Source organism: Algoriphagus sp. TR-M9 (assembly GCF_027594545.1).
Lineage (GTDB): Bacteria > Bacteroidota > Bacteroidia > Cytophagales > Cyclobacteriaceae > Algoriphagus > Algoriphagus halophytocola.
In genome coordinates this window covers 2912442-2937210 of sequence record NZ_CP115160.1, presented here as the reverse complement: position 1 = coordinate 2937210, position 24769 = coordinate 2912442, and the positions used below count along the sequence as shown (strand labels likewise).

At 43.7% G+C, this 24769-nt stretch carries 19 protein-coding genes and 1 tRNA gene; 11 read left to right on the top strand and 9 right to left on the bottom strand.

Features of this window, described 5'->3' with window-relative positions; genetic code table 11:
• Positions 1-178 precede the first annotated feature (178 nt).
• Together PBT90_RS12310 and PBT90_RS12305 are read right to left on the bottom strand one after the other, a co-directional pair.
• On the bottom strand, positions 179-1036 hold the full coding sequence (locus PBT90_RS12310) for an alpha/beta hydrolase (protein WP_264810885.1): 858 nt from the start codon (positions 1034-1036) through the stop codon (positions 179-181).
• 366 nt (positions 1037-1402) lie between these two features.
• Positions 1403-1484, bottom strand: a tRNA-Leu gene (locus PBT90_RS12305).
• Positions 1485-1840: 356 nt separating this feature from the next.
• Here PBT90_RS12305 and PBT90_RS12300 point away from each other — a divergent pair.
• Positions 1841-2815, top strand: a complete 975-nt coding sequence (locus PBT90_RS12300) for an MBL fold metallo-hydrolase (RefSeq protein WP_264810884.1) — start codon at positions 1841-1843, stop codon at positions 2813-2815.
• Between the two features lie 34 nt (positions 2816-2849).
• Here the strand turns inward: PBT90_RS12300 and PBT90_RS12295 are convergent, their stop codons facing one another.
• Positions 2850-3974: a M23 family metallopeptidase gene (locus tag PBT90_RS12295; RefSeq protein WP_264810883.1), complete on the bottom strand. Its 1125-nt coding sequence runs from the start codon at positions 3972-3974 to the stop codon at positions 2850-2852.
• Between the two features lie 474 nt (positions 3975-4448).
• On the opposite strand from PBT90_RS12295, the gene PBT90_RS12290 reads away from it, so the two are divergent.
• The 3 genes from PBT90_RS12290 to PBT90_RS12280 all read left to right on the top strand — a co-directional run bounded on the left by PBT90_RS12290 (position 4449) and on the right by PBT90_RS12280 (position 7746).
• Positions 4449-4847, top strand: coding sequence for a GlcG/HbpS family heme-binding protein (locus PBT90_RS12290; protein WP_264810882.1), 399 nt, complete (start codon positions 4449-4451; stop codon positions 4845-4847).
• Positions 4847-5287, top strand: coding sequence for a DUF1801 domain-containing protein (locus PBT90_RS12285; protein WP_264810881.1), 441 nt, complete (start codon positions 4847-4849; stop codon positions 5285-5287). The genes PBT90_RS12290 and PBT90_RS12285 overlap by 1 nt, the downstream gene beginning before the upstream one ends.
• A gap of 98 nt (positions 5288-5385) precedes the next feature.
• Positions 5386-7746 (top strand): tetratricopeptide repeat protein, encoded by a 2361-nt coding sequence (locus tag PBT90_RS12280; protein WP_264810880.1) that lies wholly within the window; start codon positions 5386-5388, stop codon positions 7744-7746.
• A 56-nt stretch (positions 7747-7802) separates the two neighbouring features.
• Here the strand turns inward: PBT90_RS12280 and PBT90_RS12275 are convergent, their stop codons facing one another.
• Entirely contained in the window at positions 7803-8480 is a 678-nt protein-coding gene (locus tag PBT90_RS12275; protein WP_264810879.1) for an OmpA family protein, read from the bottom strand.
• Between the two features lie 204 nt (positions 8481-8684).
• Between PBT90_RS12275 and PBT90_RS12270 the strand changes: the two genes are divergently transcribed.
• From PBT90_RS12270 to PBT90_RS12245, 6 genes are all read left to right on the top strand, one after another.
• Positions 8685-9533 carry an alpha/beta hydrolase gene (locus tag PBT90_RS12270; RefSeq protein WP_264810878.1) on the top strand — a complete coding sequence of 283 codons (849 nt, stop codon included), beginning with the start codon at positions 8685-8687 and terminating at the stop codon, positions 9531-9533.
• Between the two features lie 212 nt (positions 9534-9745).
• Entirely contained in the window at positions 9746-10990 is a 1245-nt protein-coding gene (locus PBT90_RS12265) for an alkaline phosphatase family protein (protein ID WP_264810877.1), read from the top strand.
• Between the two features lie 6 nt (positions 10991-10996).
• Entirely contained in the window at positions 10997-11392 is a 396-nt protein-coding gene (locus PBT90_RS12260) for a group III truncated hemoglobin (RefSeq protein WP_264810876.1), read from the top strand.
• Between the two features lie 300 nt (positions 11393-11692).
• Entirely contained in the window at positions 11693-12715 is a 1023-nt protein-coding gene (locus PBT90_RS12255; protein WP_264810875.1) for a hypothetical protein, read from the top strand.
• A 454-nt stretch (positions 12716-13169) separates the two neighbouring features.
• The gene (locus PBT90_RS12250) at positions 13170-14048 is read left to right on the top strand and encodes a formate/nitrite transporter family protein (RefSeq protein WP_264810874.1); all 879 of its coding nucleotides are present in this window, start codon (positions 13170-13172) and stop codon (positions 14046-14048) included.
• Between the two features lie 69 nt (positions 14049-14117).
• Positions 14118-14258 carry a hypothetical protein gene (locus PBT90_RS12245; protein ID WP_264810873.1) on the top strand — a complete coding sequence of 47 codons (141 nt, stop codon included), beginning with the start codon at positions 14118-14120 and terminating at the stop codon, positions 14256-14258.
• 200 nt (positions 14259-14458) lie between these two features.
• On the opposite strand, the gene PBT90_RS12240 is transcribed toward PBT90_RS12245, so the two are convergent.
• The 4 genes from PBT90_RS12240 to PBT90_RS12225 form a co-directional block, all read right to left on the bottom strand.
• Positions 14459-15241, bottom strand: a complete 783-nt coding sequence (locus PBT90_RS12240; RefSeq protein WP_264810872.1) for an NYN domain-containing protein — start codon at positions 15239-15241, stop codon at positions 14459-14461.
• Between the two features lie 554 nt (positions 15242-15795).
• A complete protein-coding gene (locus PBT90_RS12235) occupies positions 15796-16128 on the bottom strand; it encodes a hypothetical protein (RefSeq protein WP_264810871.1) in 333 nt (110 codons plus the stop codon).
• Positions 16129-16662: 534 nt separating this feature from the next.
• Positions 16663-17994, bottom strand: coding sequence for a polysaccharide deacetylase family protein (locus PBT90_RS12230; protein ID WP_264810870.1), 1332 nt, complete (start codon positions 17992-17994; stop codon positions 16663-16665).
• 72 nt (positions 17995-18066) lie between these two features.
• Positions 18067-18957 (bottom strand): dienelactone hydrolase family protein, encoded by an 891-nt coding sequence (locus PBT90_RS12225; RefSeq protein WP_264810869.1) that lies wholly within the window; start codon positions 18955-18957, stop codon positions 18067-18069.
• 445 nt (positions 18958-19402) lie between these two features.
• Between PBT90_RS12225 and PBT90_RS12220 the strand changes: the two genes are divergently transcribed.
• The gene (locus PBT90_RS12220; protein WP_264810868.1) at positions 19403-21577 is read left to right on the top strand and encodes a B12-binding domain-containing radical SAM protein; all 2175 of its coding nucleotides are present in this window, start codon (positions 19403-19405) and stop codon (positions 21575-21577) included.
• Positions 21578-22175: 598 nt separating this feature from the next.
• Here PBT90_RS12220 and PBT90_RS12215 read toward each other — a convergent pair.
• Entirely contained in the window at positions 22176-24704 is a 2529-nt protein-coding gene (locus PBT90_RS12215; RefSeq protein WP_264810867.1) for a phosphocholine-specific phospholipase C, read from the bottom strand.
• Positions 24705-24769 lie beyond the last annotated feature (65 nt).

Here is a 24769-nt window from a genome sequence, read left to right as displayed (position 1 = left end):
TTTTTAGGTTGAATGGATTTCTGATTCCTGAAATGAAAATTGTTTTCCAAAGGCGAAGTTAGTCAAATTCTAAGGATACATTTTTAAAGGTAAGGTTCTTAGGCTACAAGGGATGGGGATAAAAGGAATCACCTCAAACGATGAGGCGAGGTCATTTTGTGGGATTATTCCATGAGTGTTATTCTCTTGCCAGGTAGTGGTCCAAAAACAAAAGATGTACTGGAAGTGCATCCGTCCAATATTCCCAAGTGTGAGCTCCTGGGCGTTCGATGTAGGTGTGTGGGGTGCCGTTTTCCAGGAGCATATCGTGCATCTGCCTGTTGGTGTCGATCAAAAAATCATCCACACCTACGTCTATGATGAGAGCTGTGCCGTTTTCTTTCATTCGATCCACCAGTCCCACAGCTGTATAGGTGGTAAATGGTGCATCGTACTGTATGTCTTCTCCTAGCATCGCTTTCTGCTGGGTGGTTCTGAGCTTGCTGAATTCAGCAGGAACCTTCCACATTCTGGTATCTATGTTCATCACCCCACTCATGCTACCGGCAGCGACGAAAAGTTCCGGGTGCTTTGCACTGAGCATTATGGCCCCGTGACCTCCCATGGATAGGCCTGTGATGGCTCTGGATTCCCGCTTGGCCAGGGTAGCGTAATTTTGGTCTATATGGGGGATAAGTTCCTTGATGATGTAGGTTTCATATTTTACAGAATCCATGGTTGGACTGTCAAAATAATAGCTCGAAGGACCGACTCCGGGGGTGACAATGATGAGGTTATACTGCTCTGCGAGACGGTTTACCAGACCGGGTTCGGTGACTTTTTGATGCCAATCGCTAAATGCGCCACTGCCTCCATGTAACAGGTAAAGGGTTGCAAAGCGCTGGCTGCCGTCATAAGTAGAGGGAGTGGTAACGGCTGCTTTCAGCTCCTTGTTCATGGCATTGCTGAATACCTTAATGGTGTCAACTTTGGCTTGCGCAAAGCTCAATCCCGGAAGGAGAAGGAGCAAGGAGAATATTTTCCAGATGGCTTTCATACACAAAGGTTTTTTGGGGTGGTGATTTTATTGAAACTAGTTTTTAATCAAGATTAGCGAATAATTTATCTGATTATCCGCAATCAAAAAAACAAAAGGAGGTTTTAGCTTGATAGAAACCGGTAATTGTACACCTTCTCTAGTTAAAAGTCAGTAGATGGTCCAAAAGAACTCTGATTCGCCAATTTTTTGGGTATCCGTAAGAGCCCGGGCAGGTCTAGCAGGCAAGCTGATGGGTTACTTTTATATGACAAAGAAAAAGTAACAACCCGGGGTCAGGGAGCTGTAAATGGAAAAAATAAAGCGGACTGTATCCCCATTGCAGGAGAATGAAAAAAGGCTCCCCAGATCACTGAGAAGCCTTTGTGCGGATGGAGGGACTCGAACCCCCATGCCTCGCGGCGCTAGATCCTAAGTCTAGTGCGTCTACCAATTTCGCCACATCCGCATGTGTTTGAATTGGAGTGCAAATTTAATAAAACAATTTATTTGTGCATAGGATTTAATTATGTTTTCCTTAATGAGTGGTTGAACTGATTCATTTTCAGTTAATTTATTTTTTTTGACGGGATGATCCAAAATGAACAAGGAGGCCAAGCTTACCTGAATTGGTCATGCGTGAGATTCTTGCAAACTAGACCTAGCCCGCATTCCATTTACTAAGGCAAAGTACCGATTAGGGTCTGAGTGCGTCAAATAGACTAACCTTCAAATCGGCGCAGGATCGTTTTGGACTGATTATCATTTACTGCCTATCTTGGCAGGATATACCTTATATTCCCTGAAATCCCATTCTCCAAATCCATGTTCAAGATTTGTTCTTTATTGCTCTTGGGCTGCATGCTATTATCGAGCTGTGGCGAAAAGCAAATTCATGAGTTGGCTGACACTCAGCTAGTAGAAAATGCTGTGTTTTCCACCTCTCTAATCGTTTTGGGCACCATTCAGGATGGAGGGTCTCCGCATATAGGCTGTGCTAAAGCATGCTGCCGGGATTTATTCAAAAATCCTGATAAGGATCGGCAGGTAGTTTCCCTGGGGCTCTTTGACGCTGCTACACAGAAGAAGTACCTGTTTGAAGCCACTCCGGATATCAGTACGCAGACTAAAGAATTGAGGGATTTTGCCATACAAAGTGAACATGAAATGCCGGATGGCATCTTCCTGACCCATGCGCATATAGGGCACTATGCGGGACTGATGTTTCTGGGAAAGGAAGCAATGGGGGCACAGCAGGTTCCTGTTTTTGCGATGCCGGGAATGCAATCATTTTTGAAAGAAAATGGACCTTGGAGCCAATTGCATAGTGCAGGGAATATAGCCATTCATCCACTGGCTAATGCTCAGGCCGTGCAGTTATCCGATGAGTTAAGGGTAATACCCTTTCAGGTGCCCCATAGAGATGAATATTCCGAAACAGTAGGTTATAAAATCCTTGGGCCAAACAAATCTGCTCTTTTTATCCCGGATATTGATAAGTGGGAAAAGTGGGAGCGAGATATAGCAGCTGAAATTAAAAATGTAGATTACGGCTTTATCGATGCTACTTTTTTTAGCGGCAAAGAGCTGAACAATAGAGATATGTCAGAAATTCCGCATCCTTTTATTTTAGAAAGTATGCGCAAATTTGAAGAGCTCAGTGCCCAAGAAAGGGCCAAGGTCATTTTCATACACTTCAATCATACCAATCCAGTAATCGATCCAGAAAGCGCCGAATCTAAGCTGGTCGAAAGTAAAGGGTTTAGAATCGCTAGGATCAGAGAGGTGTTTGAACTATAATTCCCTTCAAAATAGGCCTTTTCATCATGGAATTTTAAAATTCAATGACATCACTTTCAGCAGGCAAACTGTTTACAAAACTTTCAGATTTTGTAGAGACGAAAGGAGCTAGGGGGGGATGGTCTAGATAACCTGGGACTAAACTGCCGAGTTTTTCGAAGCCTGCATAGCGATAGGGCAAACTTTCAAAATACAGGCCATCTGAATACTCGATAATTGGCTTGCCAGTAGGGTTTGCCATGACATGCATGTGTAGGTGCGGTGCAAAAGAATTTCCGGAATTGCCCAACTTTCCTAACTCCTGACCGGCTTCTACCTGATCACCTACGTTGACGATTACCGAACCAGGTATCATGTGGCAATAGGTGCCAATGGAGCCGTCCTCATGCTCAATGTACACCACATTACCTGTGACATTGTCCACAGTAGTTTCATAATCCAACTTTCCAGGCGTTTGATTGTCGGGCACTGCGTTTTCAGTTAGTAATACTTTGCCTCCTTCTACTGCTAGGATAGGCATGCCGTAACAATACCAGTCCGTAAGCTTATTTCCGTCATTTTTATAGGGCAATCCATTCTCCAGACTCACATAATCAATCGCATAGCGTTGCGGATTGTTACCGATCAAATACCCTTTTTGTTCAGGATCAAAATACATTTCCTGAAAAGGGAAGATAGCCCGGGTATGGTAGGAAGATTCGCTGGGAGCGCCTTCTGCAAGCCAAATTCCAGAAGGAACAGGGAAATCAATGGTTTTTGGGGCTTCAAGAGAAGTCGGCAGTAGCAACTCAAAGATGTGCTGCTTTGGCTCTTCATTAGCATCTACATAATTAAACTCGTGTCTGAGCGTTGACCCTGTCTGGATTTCCTCAAATTCCAACCAAATGCTGGCTATATTTTGATCATCTCGATTTATAAAATCGGTGTAGGAAAGCAGAATACCGTCCTGATCCAGGATATCTACTTTGTGTAGCGTAGGAGCTATGATATGTAGGTCATACACCAGCCAATCACCACTTGTGTTTTCTACTAAAACGGGGTCGGATGGCAACGCTACAAAAATATCACTGTCGCCAGAAGTTGGGGTTTTCTCTTCCTTACACCCACTACAAAGGGACCCAAGTATTAGAATAGCTATTTTAAACATTTCTTTTTTCATAAAATTCGTGGTGCTTCAATGGCCTCCCCGAAAACTCATGCCAGGATATGGAATCTCGGGAACCTGAATGTCTTGCGATGGTGTGGTTGATTACTTCTGCGTAGCCTTGTGTAGGCTGGACTTCATATGATTATAATTGATTTTTAGCGGTCATATGGAATCTCGCATGGTAGATAATCATCCCAGAGTGTGACGTTTTCCTTCATGCTTGATTTCATGTTTGTCAAAAATATATCATTAGTTGGGATATTTAGATTTAACTTTCAAAAGTTTTGATGGATTACTAGCCACCCAAGGTCCTTTTTTGCTCCTACGGGGTGTTTGGGTAATTGTAATCACGTACTTGATTAATCACTTTCTTTTTCTATTGATGCAGTAGGATTTGATAAGTATTTGACAACAGACAGGTAATGCTAGCTCCATTAATTTTTTCTAACTTAAAGGAAAATCTTTTCATATAAACTGATCGGAAAAATGACGATTTCACTGGAACAAGCAGAAAAAGCAATTGTCCATGCCAAGAAAAAGGCTGGAAAACTAGATACCAAAATGAACATCGCAGTGGTGGATGCCGGAGCAAATCTGGTGGCTTTTGCACGTATGGATGGGGCCTGGCTGGGATCTTTGGATATTGCTATCAAGAAAGCCAAAACAGCCAGGTTTTTTGATATGAATACCGGACTAATCGGAGGCTTATCTCAGCCTGGAGGGCCGCTCTATAACATTGAGCATTCCAATGGAGGCCTGATTTCTTTTCCAGGAGGAATCCCCATCAAAAACAAGAAAGGAGAAATCATCGGAGCTATCGGTGTGAGCGGAAGTACGGTAGAAAATGATCATGAAGTGGCAGATGCCGGTGCGAGTGCGATTTGATGATGGTAAATACTGATTTTGAAGTGGTTTCCGACCCTAGGGTAAAAGAGGTCTTTCAGGCCTATCCGGTCTTTGTCCAGGCTAAAATGTATGATTTGAGAGCTTTGGTACTGGAAGCTGCTGGAGAAATCCCAGGTTTGGCACGAATCGAGGAAACTCTGAAATGGGGTGAACCCAGTTACCTGACCAAGCAAGGTAGTACGCTTAGGATGGATTGGAAAGCCAAAAATCCCCATCATTATGCCATGTATTTCAAGTGTACCAGTAAGCTTGTACCTACTTTTCGCCTGGCATTCGAGGGACTATTTTCCTTCGAAGGGAATAGGGCGATCCTTTTTTCTCTGGAGGATGAAATTCCTGCGCAGGAGCTGAGGCAGTGTATCAAGGCAGCCTTGACATATCATCGGGTTAAGCATTTGCCTCTATTGGGGATGGGTTGAAAGCGGTTGGATTTTAAATTGGATTTCTTCGATTACCGAAAGACTGTGTTCATTTTGATTTTTTCCCTAATTTTCAAAAAAAACAACACCCTTTCAGAATGAAGTTAAAACCTGTTTATTGGATTTTTTTGATTGCTTTTCTAGGTGCAGCACTTTATGCACAAACGTATAATTATGGGTACACCGGCGATGACGGCATCTATGCTTACTTCAATAGGGTGACCCAAAAAGGACTGGATGAGTGGACGGAACTATTCCGGTACGGCTCGATGAATTTCATCCAGATCAATCCAGTGAACACCAGTATTTATAGACCCTTTACCCTGCTGACTTTTGCGGTAGAGTATGCGGTTTTTGGTGAGTTTGATGCTGCCAATGGTCATGTAGCCAATGTGTTGCTCTATTTTTTGGTGTTGCTGGTTTTAGGTTTTTTGTTGCACAAAATTATAGCTAAGAGGCATCTTCCGGCTTATATAGCTTTATTGATATTGGTTCTTTATGCCGTTCACCCCATTCATACAGAGGTAGTGGCTTCTGTGAAAAGCCGGGATACTTTATTGGCCTCCTTATTCGGCTTTTCTGCGGTTTTACTTTGGTTTACCAAAGCTGAAAAACTCCGCTTGCCTTATGGGATTGGAGTTGGGCTTTTGTTTTTTATGTCCTTGATTTCTAAGGAAGAGACAATCACCTTCATCGCCGTGGTGTTTTTGCTGAGCTACTTTATCCTGAGAAGATCATGGATTGATTCTCTGAAGCATCTGGTTCCTTTTGTGGTGCCGGCTGTGATCTATATGGTTTTTCGAAGCGTAGTCCTAGACGATGCAGCCACTACTTATAACTCTATCATTAACTCTATTCTCTATCAAGCAGAAGGTGGGGAGCGACTAGCTACTAACCTATATATTTATCTGGAATATGTAAAGCTGTTGGTGTTTCCGCATCCCTTGTCATGGGATTATTCCTTCAGTCAACTGAAAATCCAAACCTTTGCAAACCCTGTGGTCTGGTTGAGTTTGCTGCTCTTCGGGTCACTGATATATTTTGCCGTGAAAGGTTTTAAAAATAGAAGTTTATTCAGTTTTGGGATTCTGTTTTATTTCGCCACTTTTTCCATTTTCGCGAATCTCACAGATGCATTGATTATAGGTTCCAATCTCGGCGAGCGATTCCAGTTTATTCCCTCTTTGGCCTTTTGTCTAGTAGTGGTTTATGGCTTGTATCGCCTGCTTTTGTGGATGAAGGTCGAGAAAGTGGGGCCTGTCATGCTGTTGGTTTTGGTTCCCGTTTTGTTGGCTTTTTCCTGGAAAACCATAGCTAGAAGTAAAGCTTGGAAAGACTCACTTACCCTGGCAAAATCCGGTGTGCAGACTGCTCCAAATAGCTGGAGGACACACATGATGTATGCAGAAGAACTTAGGCTAAAAGGGAAGTCCATCGAGAAGACCGCTCCGGATTCAGCCTTTGATTATTTCGAGGAATCGGTCAGGGAATATGACCGTATGTTTGGGATTTTGGGAAAAGACACTTTGGTTCCCCAGTACCTCAACACACTGGCAGAAGTGCTGATCGGGATGAAGGATACGGCCAGAGCCTACGACGTGCTGCAACGTAGTGTAAGACGAAATCCGAATAAACATTATGGATGGTTTAAATATGCTTCCCTCTCTTACGACCAAGGTAAATATAACAAAGCTGAAGAATTGTATTTGCGAAGCTTAAAAACAGATGATCCAAATCTAGCTGCGACCTATATCAATCTGGGTTTGACCTATATACAATCTGATCAATACCAAAAGGGGATAGCTGCATTCGAAAAGTCCTTGGAGCAGGAAGATAAAGAGGAAGTGAGGAAATATCTGGCCTATTTATATACCAAAGTAGGGGATAAGGAAAATGCGGCCAAGTATGCAGAGGGCGTGGATATAGCTGAGGTGGCCTTTCAGATGGATATGAAGGCAGGGAATGATGCCTTCAAAAAGAACAACTATGCTGAGGCCGTGGAAAATTATAAATCAGTGGAGCCAAATTATCCAGACTATGGCAGTGCGGAGAAGTACCCGACCTACTTTGCAGCGTATGGTAAGTCACTTCTGGAGCTGAAAGACACCCTAGGGGCAAAGGCGAAATTTCTCCAGTCTTATGATATAGAGGCTAGTAACGCGGTGGTGATGACCAACCTGGGAACTATTGCATTCTATAAAGACAAAAATTACCCGCTGGCTGAGCAGTATTTCAAAGAGGCCATCGCTGCCGGTCCGGATGATTTTTTCTCTGCTTACACGAACTTAGGGGCATCTCTGATTGTGCAGCGTAAAGAATCTGAGGCTATTACAGCCTATGAGAATGCCTTGCAATATGGGTCAAACAGAGGTGTGCTGAGTAATCTGATGCTGCTCAATAGAGCCGTGGGTAATGAAGAGCGGATGAAGTATTACCAGAATTTATTGAGTGAAAATTAAAAAAAGACGACCGTATTGGTCGCCTTTTGAACAATAAAAAGGGCTTGTGTGGAGATTTATTCTTCTCCCAGTTCACCTCGTTCAGCCATTCGCTGCATTTTTTTATTGGCGTAGATGGCCACTTCCACCCGGCGGTTTTGCTGTCTCCCAGCTTCCGTTTGGTTAGTAGCAGTGGGTTGCATTTCACCATAGGCAGTGATTTCCAGTCTCTTCTTAGCGATGCCATTGGAAGTCAGGAAATCTTCTACGGAATAGGCTCTTCTTTCAGCTAATTTCATGTTGTAATCTTCCGAACCGGTATTGTCCGTATGCCCTTCTACGAGTATGTTGGTTTCCTCGTATTTCTGTAAGGTTTCTGATAATTCCGCCAGGTTTTGCCTAGAGGCTGCATTTAGTTCGGCTTGATCTACCGGGAACATCAGGCCGGAATCAAAGGTGATTTTTATTCCTTCTCCTACACGCTCCACCTCTGCTCCCTCCAGGTCGCGCTGAAGTTCCTCGGCTGCCTTGTCCATTTCATTTCCGATGATTGCACCCGCAGATCCACCTATGGCAGACCCTATCAATACACCTACGGCGGTATTGTCTTTTCCGGCAATGACTCCACCTAGAACTCCTCCTGCGGCACCTCCTATGGCACCGCCTTTTACGGCATTACTAGATTTGCAACTAATACCCCCAAGGGTGATGGAAGAAATTAATGCCGTTGCTAAAAGTTTGTTGGTCGTTTTCATAGTTTGAGTTGTTTGATGAGCTCTTCATTCCAATAGGTGTACCAACTGCTTTTTGGAGCAAATGGACCTGTTTTGCGAAGTCTATGAAGGGAAAATATTCCCGAAACTGTGGAGTAAAGGGAGAGAATCAAGTTGTTTTTACAAGAAAAATGGTAGTTTGAGTGGTCAATTTTGTAGTGAAATAGCCCATAACCCATTCTACCTATGATGAAGTTTTATCCATTGTCTTTAATGCTGCTTCTATGCCTATGCAGTACTGTTTTTGCGCAGCAAAGCGGAGAGAAAATTTACCTGTGGGAAAACGGTGCACCTGGTTTTGAAGAACGAAAAGATGAGCCAGAGCTAGCCCAGGATTGGTGGGTGAGAAATATCCATAATCCCAGTATTACCCTATTCAAGCCAGAAAACCCGAATGGAGCATTCATTTTGATTTGCCCAGGTGGAGGTTTTAGGAATTTGGGTTACAATGGAGAGGGGGTTGCTCCTGCTAAATTTCTCAATGAGCTAGGTCTGACTGTGGGGGTATTGAAATACAGGTTGTTTCGCGAAGAAAACTCCCCGTATGATGCGTCCCATCCTACTCAGGATGTCATACGTGCCATGCGTATGGTCCGGGCAAATGCCGAAGCTTGGAAGGTTGACCCAGATCGAGTGGGGATCATGGGCTTCTCGGCAGGAGGAGAGGTGGTGAATTGGGTGGCTTATGATGCCAATCCTGGTAAACCTGATGCAAGCGATCCGGTAGATCGCTTTGCTGCTCAGCCAAATTTTCAGATTCAAGTTTACCCGGGACCTCTAGGGACGCCGGAATCCGTTGCAAAAGACGCCCCGCCGGCATTCCTTGTGGCCGCGAATAAAGATGAGTGCTGCTCGGACACTGTAGTGGAGACCATGCTGGCTTATCGCAAAGCAGGAGCAGATGTGGAATTGCATCTTTATTCCAAAGATGAGCATGCCTTCAATATGGGCTTTCGCTCAGAGTTCGTCAGTATTCAGCATTGGCCAGACCGATTGAAAGACTGGTTGGAGGATCATTCCTATTTCGGGCAGTAGAGTAGGATTTGCAGGAGGTTACCAAACTGTTATAAGTGGAAGTTGGATTGCTTGCCAAAACTTAAGCAGGTATTTTTGGGGAAATTTTATGCTATGAAATCGAGTACCTCGGAGGCGACATGCAGCTGGATGATTATCCATGGAGCCACCTTCCATCCCGTATCCTTCTTCACGAGACAGGTTATGGCCTTTACTAGACGAATAATAAACAGATGAAAAGATTTTATGCTCTACTGCTACTTGCTGTTTTAGCATTTTCCAATGCTGCTTTGGCTCAGGAAAAAAATAAAAAACCCATAGTGATTTTGATTTCCCTCGATGGTTTTCGATACGATTACGTAGAGCGTTTTCAACCGGAAAACCTGAAGAAGTTCATCGAGAATGGTGTGGCGGCAGAGAGTATGATGCCTTCTTTTCCGAGTAAAACTTTCCCAAACCACTACACCATCGCCACTGGGATGAAACCTGAGCATCACGGATTGGTGGACAATTCTTTTTATGATCCGGAGAAGAATGAAACCTATGGCATAGGCAAAACCGAGATCGTACAAGACGGCACTTGGTATGGAGGGACACCGCTTTGGGTACTGGCAGAGCAAAACAAGCAGGTGGCGGCAAGTTATTTTTTTGTGGGTTCGGAGGCTGATGTACAGGGAGTGCGTCCCAGCTATTATTATCCCTATGATGGTAGGGTGAGCAATCTGACTCGGGTGACAGAAGTGTTTAAGTGGTTGGAAATGCCCGCGGAAAAGCGCCCGAGTATGATTACGCTATATTTCTCCGATATGGATGATATTGGGCATAGATACGGGCCCAATAACGATGAGCAGCTGGGTGCTAGGTTGAAGCAATTGGATTATGAATTGGGGGCTTTGTTTGAGGGCTTGAAAAGCTACGATGAGCACATCAATGTGATTATAGTTTCCGATCATGGAATGATGGAAGTGCCTTTGGGAAATTACCTGAACCTGAGTGAGCTGACTGAGGGTATTCCGGCCAGGGTGGTAAATAACGGAGCTTTGGCCCATCTATACCTCGAGAATCCAAGTGATAAGCAAAAAGTAATCAAGCAATTGGAAAAGTCCACGCTGCCCATTCATATCACAGATGTAGATCATAAGGAAAACTATCAGGATCTGCTGTACAAAAGCAGGATTGGGGATATTTTGATTATTCCAGATCGGGATTATTACCTGGCTTGGGAGACTACGCTGAATCGCCTGAATGAGAATGCAGATCGCTTAGATACCGAGGTTTTTGGGGAACATGGATACAGTCCGGCTTACAAGGACATGCATGCGATATTTTATGCCAATGGCCCGGCATTCAAGTCGGGAATGGAAATTGAAACTTTTCAGAATATCCACGTGTATCCCTTAATATGTAAAATTCTGGGGTTGCCGATTCCTAAGGATATTGATGGGAAACTGGAAGTTTTGGAGCCGATTTTAAAGTGAAATGCTATGGATAGAGTGGAGATAAGGTCTAGAAAAGAAGTGGATTTTTTGGTGAGGAGATTTTATGATCAAGTCAGAAAGAATGAATTGCTTGGTCCTATTTTCAATGGAGTAGTCAAAGATTGGGACACGCATTTGGTTCATTTGAGTGATTTCTGGGAAATGATCCTGCTGCAAACCGGGCCGGGAGCGGGTAAGTTTAATCCGGTCAAAGTCCATAGAACTGTGGATGCCGAGGTAGATAATAGTATTGAGCAAGCGCATTTTGGAAACTGGCTTGAGCTTTGGTTTGGGACGATTGACCGGTATTTTGAAGGAGAAGTAGCGGCTTATGCCAAAGAACATGCGAGGAGGATGGCGCATATGCTATTTATGAGGATCTGGGAAGCGAGGGAGAGGTAGTGATTAGGAATCAGCTGCATGGGTCAGTGGTTAAAATGTACCTATTCAACCTTGTGCAACAGAGAGGTTATTGCCTTTTTCAATGCAGGCTTAGGATCCCGGTAGGAACTTTGGATGCAGTCAGCATAAGACCGTAAAGGGATATCAATCTTGCCGTAGTCTCAGTTATCTTGAGACTTCATTATTCAGTATTTTTAAGGATTGGGGAAAGATCACTGCATTATCCTTAAATTGACAAAGTTCGGATGGAGATGTTTCAGGAGTCAGCTTCATTCTTTTTTAAGGATAAATTTTAGTGAAATGAAAAAGCTATTGTTTTGGGTTTGTGGGTTGATTTTCTTGACTTTCTCTGTACATGCCAAGCAGGAAGCCAGACTTTTTGATAATGAGGAGATTTTAGATGTGAATATGGGGTTTTCAGTGAAGAATCTCCGCAAGTTTACCAACGATTCCACCTATATGGACTCTTTTTTCGCGTACAAAAATTCATCAGGTAGTATGGATTCCTTGGAAGTGGAACTCAGGGTGAGGGGGAATTTTCGATTGCAGAATTGCTTCTACCCACCGCTGCGAATGAAAATCAAAAAGAAGAAGGCAAAGGGAACGATTTTGCAAGGAAACCGAAAGCTGAAAATAGTTTTTCCTTGTGCCAAAAACTCCAATGCGGATTCTTTTGTAGCAAAGGAGTTTGCTTGTTATCAAATGTATGAATTAGTAAATCAGCATTACTTTCGGACTCGATTGGTACGCATCAATTTTCTGAATGAGGATGATAAAAAAGGCGAGCCAGTGCAGCTATTGGGCTTTTTAGTCGAAGATGATGATGAAGTGGCAAAGCGGTTTGATGCAGAGATTTTAGAAAATACCAGGGTGATTGGGACTTTATTGGAGGATAGTTCTGCGGTTCGACATGATTATTTCCAGTTCATGATTGGCAACACAGATTGGTCTTCTCTAAATCAGCATAACATGAAAATCCTGAGACTGAAAGATGATTCAGTGATTCCCCTGGCTTATGATTTTGACATGACAGGGCTGGTGATGCCGCCCTATTCGCAGGTGAGTAATTTGCTCGAGATATCCTCCGTGAAGGAACGCTTGTACCGGGGATATTGCAGGGAAGAGCCGATGATGCAGGCCATCCGTCAGGAATATTTGGCTAACGAAAAGCAGCTTCTTGAAGCTGTGAATGATCTACAGCCCTTGATTAATGAGCGGGAAATCGACAATATGCATGCTTTTTTGAATGAGTTTTTCGATATTTTGAAAGATGATAATCGATTTGCGATTAATATACTATCCGCTTGCAGAACAGTGAATTAGAAAGTTAACCTCTGTGTATTTGAGGTTTACTTGCCTGTTTCATGCATATCAGCTTTGGCGAAAGTGGAAAAATAAAAGCTGATAGAATTAGGTTAATCCTATGGATTAGTCCGCTTCGGTTATCTGACTTTTGCCCGAGTGAGCTAAGACTTTAGGATACAGGGAAAATTGTGGATAATCCGATTTTTTTTATTACTGACTGAACCTTTGCGGTATCCTATTTTCCTTTATTTAGCAGGACGGTATCCGTAAGATCAAAAAATCTTCTTTTAAACCCTCCAAAACTTAGATTGCTTTGGTCGCTTTGCTGGGAGAAAGGCGTAGGTGGTTTTTGATTTATTTAAAAGACTCCAAACTACTTAATTATATTGCAAATACTGCCCTCATAACGAAATCTAATGCAAAATCCGGGTTAAATTACCGCTTCGGGAATTAACCAATCACCATCCAAACTATGTGGAAAAAAGAAAAGACTGAAGAGCAGCTAGAAGCTGAAAAGCAGCGGGAAATCGATAATGAACTTCGTAAGTCTAAGTCAAAAAGTAAGGATTCGGCTAAAACCCATGGAGAGATTTTGCGGGATCAGATTACAGATGCGCTGGAGACTTATGACAAGAGTTACCGGAGTTTGTTTACCAGTTCATTGACCGCAGGACTAGAGATTGGCTTCAGTTACCTGATGATTTGTTCGGTGTATTTTTTTCTGATAGGTAAGTATGACGAAAGCTCCATCATCCGGATCGTGTCATTGGTTTATCCACTGGGTTTTATATTGGTGGTGCTGGGGCAAAGCATACTATTCACCGAACAGACGGCGCTCTTGACGCTCCCGGTTTTAAATAAAAAGCGAACTATCGGCAGTATGCTGAAGCTATGGGGCGTTGTGATCTCCGGGAATTTAGTGGGTGGCTATCTAATGGCCGGTATTCTGCTATGGCTGGGCCCCCACTTGGGTATCTTCGATAGGGAGGTGGTCGTGGATATCGCCAGTCATGTGTTACACGCCGATTTGCCGATTATTTTTGTAAGTGCTATAGTTGCGGGTTGGTTAATGGGATTACTCTCTTGGCTACTGGCTTCATCCAGAGATACCATCAGTAGGATAGTGATGATATTTTTGATTACAGCAGTGATGTCCTTTACAGGATTGCACCATAGCATCATAGGTAGTGTGGAGGTGTTTTCAGGGATGCTGAGTTCACCGGCTATTTCTATATGGGATTACTTATCCTTCCAAAGCACAGCGCTACTGGGCAATGCCTTCGGAGGGGCAATCTTTGTGGCCTTGCTAAAGTATAGGGCATTTGTCTTTAATATCAGTTCGAAAAACTGAGTTAAGTTTAGAAACTGTTTTATTTTAGTCAGATTAACTTCAGTGATGTTTTTTTAACAAGTAACCCTGATGCCTAAGAATACTTACCATCCAGGCAATTCCTTTGTGAGTAAGGAAGGTTTGAATATTTCAATCAACCATCCTGACAATCCTAAAAACGAAGAAGATCTGATGAGCTTTGAGGTGTTTAAGTTGGAAGAAGTGGAGTGACGGATGTCCGATGACCGGTGCCGGTAGAAATGCTGGAAGACGGGAGACCGAAGACGGAAGTTGCGTCCAACACCACAGATAGCCAAGTCTTATAAACTTAAGTTTTTTGAATAAAAAAGACGTAAAAGCAACATAGGAATTGTTGAATGCTAAATTGAAGGTACTTCGGTCTTCCGTCATCGGTCTTCCAGCGTGAACCTCTATTTCAGCTTCACCAGCGGATAATTCAATCCATTCACCAGATTTTTTACCACGACATATTTGTCCAGATTTTTGAATAGCTCTGTAAGATTTCTGAACCCATAGGATCTCGGGTCAAAACTGGGGTCTATCTTTCTCAGTGATGCCCCGATCTTGGCAATGTGGATTTCCTCCTCCTCATCTGATGAGATCTCAAAAGCCTTGTCTATCAGACTTAGATCCAACTCAGCATTTTCTTTTTCGGGCTGTTCTTTTTTGACTTCCTCGTTTACTACCACATTCTTTCTATTCGTGGAGGTTTGGGATTTCTCCGCTTTCTTAGGAGTGGGTTTGGGTTTCTCCGCAGGCAAAAGGTTCTCTGCATAGGTGAAAATCTCACAAGACTGCACAAAAGCTTTTGGGGTGATTCTACGCCCGATTCCCATCACAAACATGCCTTCTTCACGGATTCTTTTGGCTAAACCGGTATAGTCTGAATCTGAAGAAACTATACAAAAACCATCCACACTATTGCTATGAAGAATGTCCATCGCATCGATGATCATGGAGCTGTCGGTGGAGTTCTTACCGGTGGTGTAGGAGAATTTCTGGATGGGGCTGAAAGAATGCAGGTTGATCATTTCCTTCCAGCTGTTCATATGTGGCGTGGTCCAGTCTCCGTAGATTCTACGAATGGTGGCCTTGCCATATTTGGAAACCTCTTCGAGAATTTCCTTGATCAATTTTGCTTGTGCATTGTCCCCGTCGATGAGGACGGCGATGTTGAATTTGTTGTTGTTCATGTATAAAAATATAAGTTGTTGCCCTTAAGGTAGCAATTAGTACGCCGAGGTTGGGGATAGGCAGGAAAAAACCTTGATAAGAGGAGTGGGGAAGGTAAATGTGTATCTCCACCGTGGTCCCTCTGCCGTTGTGAGTGTCTTCACTCACAACTTTCTTCTAGCCGATTTAGAAAGTGAGTGAAGACACTCACTTGGGCATAACGGCAAGACCCGTAGCAACCCAGAATGGAATTCGGGGTGAGTAGAAAACTCGATTTAGGAGAGTGCCAAAGGCACGATTGGTGGCTATCTCTATTTAATTGGATTCATACCGTCCGATTTTCCCGGTGATAAGTATTACCGTCCCACCTCCAATAAAACAACCAGACAGAAAGCCAGTTAGATCATTGTGTGGTGCAACCATCACTCCAGCTCCAATGATTATAAGTATTAGTCCTATTATTCTTATTTTGTTCATAAAATATATGGTTTAGCTTAGTCATAGAACTTTTCGGTGATTCTGCTATTGAATTTTACACCCTGGAAAAATTCAAAGTATCGTAATAATGGGTTTCTTAACCGCGTGTTAAGAGGTTCACAGCTACTCCGACAATAAAGCCAACTAGTAGAATTAACCAGAATATAAAACCACATCCAGCTCGGGGAGATTCTATGATTGGCCTCTCATTTTTATAAAAGTCAAAGACTATACCGTTGATTCCATAGCCTATGTTGATTTTACAATGGGATTCGATTCCATTGTCCATCATCGAGAAAGTATGGTCAGTTCCAAATACCGAATATTTAGACGAAACGATTTCATCATTTACTTTTATGACTTCTTTTCCCAGCCAGGAGTTAAAGATTTCAATCTTGTTTTCGCCTTGGTAAATGGTAGTGAATTTCATTTTTTTGGATAAAAAGTTTGGTTTTCTCCTTTTAAAAGCCTCTCAAAATACACGTTACTTTGTTATCACACAAGGTTTAGTTTCAATATATAGAGAATCAGTCTCGGTCGCTGTTGTGGATTTTCCCACTGGGGATTTGAGTGGTATTGGCAATGTAGGGAGAGAGAAAATGTTCGATCCTTTCAGGATCGTGGGGTATTCTCCGTGTATCCGCTGACCATGGGTTGCACGCATGGTTATTGAGAGATTTGACCCCATTCGGGGTCTTGTTTTAGAATTAAATTGATAAGCACGACCACGAAGTGGTCCAACTTTTCATTAACCGCGGGTGAAACCCGTGGATAGGGGACTTACTCTTGATGAATGCCAACCCTGAAGGGGTTGAACTGGATAAGAATTAAAATTCTAGAGAATAGAAAGGTGTAGGTACAAACTACGCCTAGCTCAATGATTGGACTACGCTCAGTGGGTTAATGGAAATACTAGATTTCCAAGAGTGCGAGCTGTATTGGAACTCCTTCAATCCGGCTGATATTACTCAGCTGAAATCAGTACCACCTGGGTTTGATGGAAAGGAACCGAATAGCTAACATATTTCCCTCTATGATCAGTATGGGTTTTAAGTGGCGAATTCCCACTTTCTTTTACCAAGCTAACCCCATTCCAATCTTCGGGCAGGTAGGTTTTAAAACTTAACGGAACATTATAAGTGCTTGCATCCAGATCGGATTCTAGGTGAAGCCTGATTTCATTTTCTTTCAACGTGGAACTGATTTTTGTAGCCTTTCGCTCTCGCAGGTATTTGGTCACATCACCAAAAGTCCCTATCCAGATAGCTTCCTCATTTTCCTTGAGATCGGCAAAGTACTGGACGAGTTCATCCCGCTTTATGGGTTCCCAGCCATAATCTTCCACTCCATGTATCACCAAGACTAGCCAGATATTGTCATGAGCTCTCACCGTGTCTGTCCAAGCTTTCATTTGCTCAATACTTGTGTGGCTGAGTGCACCGCGTTGCCACTGCACATATTCCTTACTGGACGCACCCGGCTGCTGTTTGCTGCTTCGGTTTATTTCTGCTAACCAGTCCTCTGGCATTCGATTCCTAAGCGCAGGATAGATTTTGTGCGCGTACTCCATTACCCTTTCATTCTCTGTGCCATACGGGCCTTCAGCCGAAAATGTGGATTCCTCTCCCATAAACTTTGCTAAGTCAGCTTTACTTTGCTCTAATTCATAGCGCATATTTGCTTCATCCAGCACCGCAAGTCTAGGATGGGTGACCGTATGTGAAGAGATTTCATGTCCTTGCTTTTGGTATGATTTATACTGCTCCCAAGTTGTAGTGTCAACTGGGTTGTTATGAAAAGCCACATCCTCCGTATCCTTCATGCGGCCTTTTCTTATTTTTTCATAGCCTTCGTCCAGGAGGGCATAGGCTTCTGCTATTTTGCCCGCTTCATAAAGGGCTCCCACATTAGCATGGTAAAGCTCAGCTTCGCTAGTGCCTGTGAAAGCGATGAGGGAGGCCCTTTCAAAGAAATTAGTACTATCCGTCTTTACGGAGGCTGTTTCAGAAATGATGGATTCCGGATCCCGGCCAATAAATTTACCTTGAGCAGAACCTTCAACCTTTCCGGTAATAATGAAAAAAGTAGCTGGCAATCCCAAGCTGTCCATGATGGGTTTGGCGATGGTCAATTGATTGATAATCCCGTCGTCATAGGTGATAGACACAGCTCCGGTTTTGCCCTCAGGCCATTTTGTGATTTGGGTATGGGCAGACCAATCTTTTTTCTTCTCAGTACAGGATAAGTTTAGAAATATTAAAATAAGGAAAGCAGTATAGAATAAGGATGACTTCATTTATCGTGGGCTAATTGAAAATTTAGTGGAGCAAAAAAAGAGGGGTTTGTCCCATCCCCTTGTTTTATCGGATTAGCTCTGCAAATGCTCCTTAAAAAACCCTATCGTCCTTTCCCAGGATAAAGTAGCCGCAGCTTCATCGTACCTAGGGGTGGTATTGTTGTGGAAACCGTGATTGGTTTCAGGATAGATAAAGGCCTGGTATTCTACTCCGTTTTCTTTTAGGGTTTCCTCGTAGGCTGGCCATCCGGCATTTACACGCTCATCCAAGCCTGCGTATTGCAGCATCAGTGGTGCTTTGATCTGGGCTGCTTCCTCAGCGGAAGGCTGACCCCCATAGTAAGGAACTGCTGCGCCGAGTTGTGGCAGTCGTACTGCCATCATATTGGAAATCCATCCACCGAAACAGAAGCCTACCACGCCCACTTCTCCAGTACAGTCAGGATGGTTTTTCAGGTATTCATAAGCTGCAATAAAGTCCTCCTGCATTTCATTTCTGTCCCGCTTGCTTTGCATTGCACGGCCTTCATCGTCATTGCCAGGATATCCACCTAACGGAGTGAGTGCATCTGGTGCCAAAGAAATAAATCCAGCTACGGCTGTTCTTCTTCCTACATCTTCGATATAAGGGTTTAAACCTCTGTTTTCATGCACGACTACTACTCCAGGCACTTTTCCTGAAGTTCCTGTTGGAGTAGAAAGTAAACCTTTGATTTTGCCTCCGCCTTTGGGAGAATCGTAGGTGATGTATTCTGATGCGAGGCGTGGATCATCTGATTTGATCGTGCGGGTATCCCGGTAATTGGGCATCATGGCACTCATCAGCGCAGCGACTGTCACACCTCCTACGGCATAGACAGAGAGCTTTTCGATAAATTGTCTTCGCTCCAGTTTATTGTGCGCATAGGCATCATACAGGTCAAAAACGCCTTGATCTATGTCTTCTTTTCTTAATTCCTTCATGGTTTTGGTGTTATGGGTTGTCGTGTAATTTACTGATTTGCATGAAGTAAATAAATTCACTCGTGTAATTTCTGTGGAGGAAGAGAAGTTTGGGTTTGTAATAGTATGAGCTTGTGTTTTGTCTAAGTAAATCCGAAGGATTGAAACAATTCATGACCCTCGGCAAAGCCGGGGGGTGATCTAGAAAAGGTAAAAAGGCTAACCCCGAAGGGGTGTGACTGAAAGTTCCGCCCTTTCAGGGCTTTAGTCGGCTGAAGATTCGTTTACCCTGCACTTCGTACAGGGTTATGAATAGTTTGACTCCTTCGGAGCCTATTCGGCGATAGACAAGTTTTGTCCAATAAATTATCTTTCGATTGGACCTCTTTACAGCTTTCAATTGGGATAATCACTCAATACTTAACAATTCTTCCGAACTTGCAGCGACATATCATCGACTAGACTCTTGGCCTCGAAAGTTCTCTTTATTACCCCGCCTTTTACTCAGCTGAATACGCCTTATCCTGCTACGGCTTATCTGAAAGGATACCTCAACCAAATTGGTGTGGCTTCCAATCAAGTGGATTTGGGAATAGAGGTGATCTTACAGCTTTTTTCAAAATCTGGCTTGACAAGGATATTTCAGGAAATAGAAGCTCAGGATGCAGACTTGTCAGATAATGCTGCGCGGATTGTACGGTTGAAAGCGAATTACCTTCAGACCATAGATCCGGTGATTGCTTTTCTACAAGACAGAAATCCTACCCTGACTTATAGAATTGCAGAGGGAGATTACCTGCCTGAGGCAAGTCGTTTTGAGCAATTGGATGATCTGGAATGGGCTTTTGGGACGCTGGGAATTCGGGACAAGGCACGATATTTCGCCACGCTTTATCTGGAAGATATTGGAGATTTGATCTCTGAGCAGATCGATCCACACTTTGGATTTAGCCGCTATGCGGAGCGTTTGGGCATGTCAGCCAATTCCTTTGATGAAATGCAGGAAGCGCTTAATCAACCCTCAGGTTTGATCGATGAAATGCTCTGTGACTTGCTGGAGCAAAAGATACTACAGTACCAACCAACTTCTGTTGCCTTTTCTGTGCCTTTTCCCGGTAATCTATATGGAGCTTTCAAATGCGGGCAATACCTCAAAAAGTATTATCCGCAATTGGTGCTTTGGATGGGCGGAGGGTATCCGAATACGGAATTACGCTCGCTGAAGGAACCTCGGGTTTTTGATTACATGGACTTTATCGTTTTGGATGATGGAGAAGCGCCGATCAGGCTTTTGCTCGATCATCTGGATGGGAAAATTCCGGTTTCTGAGTTAAAAAGAACCTTTACCAGAATAGCTGGTAAAGTGACTTTTTGCAATAGCAATCCTGCCAAAGACGTTCCTCAGCGGGAAGTGGGAACGCCGGATTACAGTGATTTGCTGATCCGGGATTACCTTTCTGTGATCGAGGTTGCCAATCCCATGCATAGACTTTGGTCGGATGGGCGCTGGAATAAGATGACTTTGGCTCATGGCTGCTACTGGGGGAAATGCACGTTTTGCGATGTGTCGCTGGATTATATAGGAAGATATGAGCCTATCACGGCGTCGATTTTATGTGATCGAATTGAAGAGATTATAGCTCAGACGGGTGAAAATGGGTTTCACTTTGTAGATGAAGCTGCGCCTCCGGCATTGATGCGGGATCTGGCAATTGAGATTCTTCGTAGGGATCTTTCTGTGGTTTGGTGGACGAATATCCGCTTCGAAAGTAGCTTCACAGCTGATCTTTGCCGACTTCTGAGAGCTTCTGGCTGTATCGCCGTTTCCGGAGGTTTGGAAGTGGCTTCAGATCGATTGTTGGAGATGATCAAGAAAGGCGTCACGGTTTCCCAAGTCGCTCAGGTGACCAATCATTTCACCCAGGCAGGAATCATGGTGCATGCCTATCTGATGTATGGTTTTCCTACCCAGACAGCTCAGGAAACGATTGATTCTTTGGAGATGGTTCGGCAATTGATCCAAGCTGGAGTGATCCAATCAGGCTTCTGGCATAGATTTGCCATGACAGCGCACAGTCCGGTTGGGCTGGATCCCAAAGCTTTTGGAGCAGTTAATCTTATGCCTACTGCAGGTTCTTTTGCCAATAATGACCTTCCGCACGAGGATCCGACAGGAGCAGATCATGAGCTTTTTGGTGAGGGGCTGCGCAAATCGTTGTTCAATTACATGCATGGGGTCTGCTTCGATGTTCCGCTTCAGGATTGGTTTGATACAAAAGTTCCAAAGACAACGGTTTCTAAGGATTACATAGCCAACGAAATCAGGAATGAGCCTGCTGCGGAATATAAAGATCGAAACAGGATTCTGTGGATTGGAGCACAGCCTGAGCTTCAGATTTTCGAAGAAGACGAGATTTCTGAGTTGATTTTTTCAGGAAAAAAGGAGGACTTCGCCATGGAGCTTCCATTGGAATTAGGTCAGTGGGTTGCAGAAATGCTCCATACAGTCGGTTATAATCAAAAGCTGAATACCCTGAAGCCAATCCGTGAAAGCTATGAGGAATCTTTCGGAGACTTTGAGGAAATGCTGGAATCAGAGGTTTGGGAGATTCTTAGAGAGCATGGGTTATTGGTGTTTTAAAAAGCTGGGAGACGGAAGTGGCCTCAATCTTAGTTTTTAACTGCTTCTAGGTTACTTTTTTCTGTAATGTCTCTACCATTTTCCCGCAGATTAACGCAGAAAAGAACCGCGGATTTTCGCGGATTTTTAGTAGGATTAGGATGCTTGATCAACAGTAATTTTTCCCAAACTGGGAAATGGCTCTTGTCTCAAAACGGGGTTTTATTACTCAGCCTTATTGTTTTTCAATTGGTGTATCTGCTTTTTGCCACTGACCAAATTAAATAAGGTTTGAGGTTTGAAAAAATGGGCACCGGACTGTTGACTGTGGTCTGTTGACGTTTATTAGCACCCATTCATATAGATTTTGTACCAATGGCAGAGTTGCGGATAATCAAATTTCCAATGTGTTTCTAGACTAAAAACAGCTATGGCACAACTTGTGAATTGTTGCCATAGCTATCATTTTAAAACATAAACTTTCCCGACATGAACAATCTTTTCAAAGGACTAATCGCAGGCTATGGAGCATACAAACTAGGTGGAGGATGCCTAGGAACAGTCTTGGTTTTTGTACTCATCTTTATGCTCTTAGGACAATGCAGTTAAGACCTGAAGCCTAAATTACTCTCCCCATCTGCGGATCTGAGATGCTGTCTTTGCCAGTTTCCAGTCTTCCAGCATAAGTGATTTTCAGATCCGGATTTTCTTTGGTGGAGACATTGATTTCATACCAGCCCTGAGATTTTTTGGTGTCAATCTTCAGTGTTTTTTTAGCTCCCGGGGCCAGCTTGATTTCTTCATTCAATTTCAAATACACTGCGTCATTTGCTGTCACCGTGAGGTTTCCCGAAGAAGTGTTCCTGATCAGCAGCTGCAGTTCGTCTTTTGCCTTCTTGTTTTTTATAACTGCCTGGGCACTTAGCTTTAAGGAACTAGTAGGAGTATTGCCCATAAACTCTCTGAAAAAGCCATTTGGGCCATAAACCCGCAGATGAGGAATTCCATTTTCGAATGCTGAAACTGGCCATTCATAGGTAAAGCTATCGCCGGATTTTACCGCAAACGCCCAGGTTTTTACGGGTTCGAAAGCTTTTGTTTTCGGGTTTCTGTATTTGCCCGGCGCATAAACATTGAAGGCTGAACCCAGACTGTTTTTTTCAAAAATTTCCTGAGCGGCCGTAAAGGTGATGAGATAGTTCTTTCCGTCTGGGCTGAGCTCTCCATCCGCATGCAGATCATATTTCAATCCATTGGAAGGTTTGGTACCGGGTTCTTGCTTTGGGAAAACGGCAGAATCCCTAGGGTTTAATGCGGCCTTTTTCGCCTCGGCCTCCGTTAATTTGATGAAATTGGTAGGGATGTTTTTGAATTTGGCGTTGTAAATCTGCTTGACAAATTCCTCCTGATTGACAGGGGTAGCATGTTTGATTTTTTCATCATTATAGGGGCGGAAAGCCGAAGTCAAGTCCCCGCTGACTGTTCTTCTCCAAGAACTGATATTGGTTTCTTCGATTTTCTTTCCGGTCTTTTTCGAAAGGAATTTCTCCAAAAACTGTATCGTAGAAGTAATATCACAAACTTCTGAGTTCACCCAGCCTCCTCGGGACCAGGGGGATGCGATGATCAGTGGAACTCTATAGCCCAAACCAACTGGGCTGGTTCTTGCCTCATTTGGTTTGAAGCCATCTTTCAATTCTTCTTCAGCAGTCACAAATTCTCCCACACTGGAAAGTCCGTCCGACATTTTGCCGTTTGGCTCATGAGGATTCGGAGGAACGAAAGGAGGGACGTGATCAAAATAGCCATCGTTCTCATCATAGTTAATGATAAAAATGGTCTTTTTCCACACTTCCGGATCCTCTGTCAATATGTTCATGACTTCCGAAGCGTACCAGGCGCCATACCAAGGTGCACTAGGGTGATCAGAGAATTTTTGCGGAGCAACTAGCCAAGTGACAGTTGGCAAAGTACCTTCCTTGACATCCTTACGGAATTGGTGTAGGATGTCGCCTTTTGGAATCAGGGTTTCTCTGTCCTCCCCATTTTCCTGGTAGGCAAGCTTTTCTGTTTGGTGGTAATTAGGATCGCCGATATTGGTTTGGAAAGCCTTTTTATGGAGGTTTTTTGAGCGTTCTGAAAGTTTCTCGAATTCTTCAGCATTCCATTTTTTCAGGTAAACATCCAGGTAAGCCAGACCTTCTTCCTTCTCCTTCAGTTCCTTTTCCAGTTCTTCCAGATTGCTTGGATTGCTGGCGATTTTCACCTTTAATTCAGCGATTTCGGAAGGTAGGGATTGATGTCTTTTTTGCAGAAAAAGGTAATGCTCAGGATGAAAACGAACACCGAATTGTGAAAACCACTCCAGATTATTGTCAGTGAAATTGGCCAAAAGTGATTCTGCTTCTCCTTCAAGTTCGGTGCTGATGCTCAATTCATTTTGATATACCTTCCATGAGACACCATTGTCCTCCAGCAATTCCGGAAAAGTTCTCCAAGTGCCTTCCTTGCCGTAGGTCAGTTCGCCATTTCTGACTTTTGCCTTTTCACCGTCTGCACCATGGGTTTTTCCAGTCCAGAAATAGCTTCTGTTCGTGGTGGTTCCAGTCAGTGCTGCGCAAAAGTGTTGATCACATACCGTGAATGCATCTGCTAAAGCATAGTAAAACGGTAAATCCTCCCGACTATAAAAGCCCATGGTGAGTGGTAAATCATAGTATTGTTTGCCCGGTCTTTTGGCTTCGATCCAGCCGTCGTATTTTCCCTCGTTGCGCGCATCCACCTGATTTTCCCAGGAGTGCGGCGTGCCACTCATCCAAGTGGCTTTGGTGTCTTTGATATCAAAGCGGAAAGGGGCAAAACGATTGCCGTTTTTGTCTGGCTGAAGCCAAACTGGGTTTTGATCCGGAAGAGAAATAGCTCTGGGGTCGTTGAAGCCACGTACGCCTTTCATGGTGCCAAAGCAGTGATCAAAAGATCTGTTTTCCTGCATCAGCATGACCACATGCTCTGCATCGTAAAAAGTGGTCCCTGGAGCAGCCGGGATGGCCATAGCTCGTTGCACAGCCATGGGCATGGAACTCCAGATGCTAGCTCCGCCGGTGACTAAAGCTGCTTTCTTTAAAAATTCTCTTCTTGAATCGTTCATTGTTCATTCGTTTTATCGAATAAGTATAGGGACTTTTCCGATTGGACAGAAGATTTCAGGGGTTT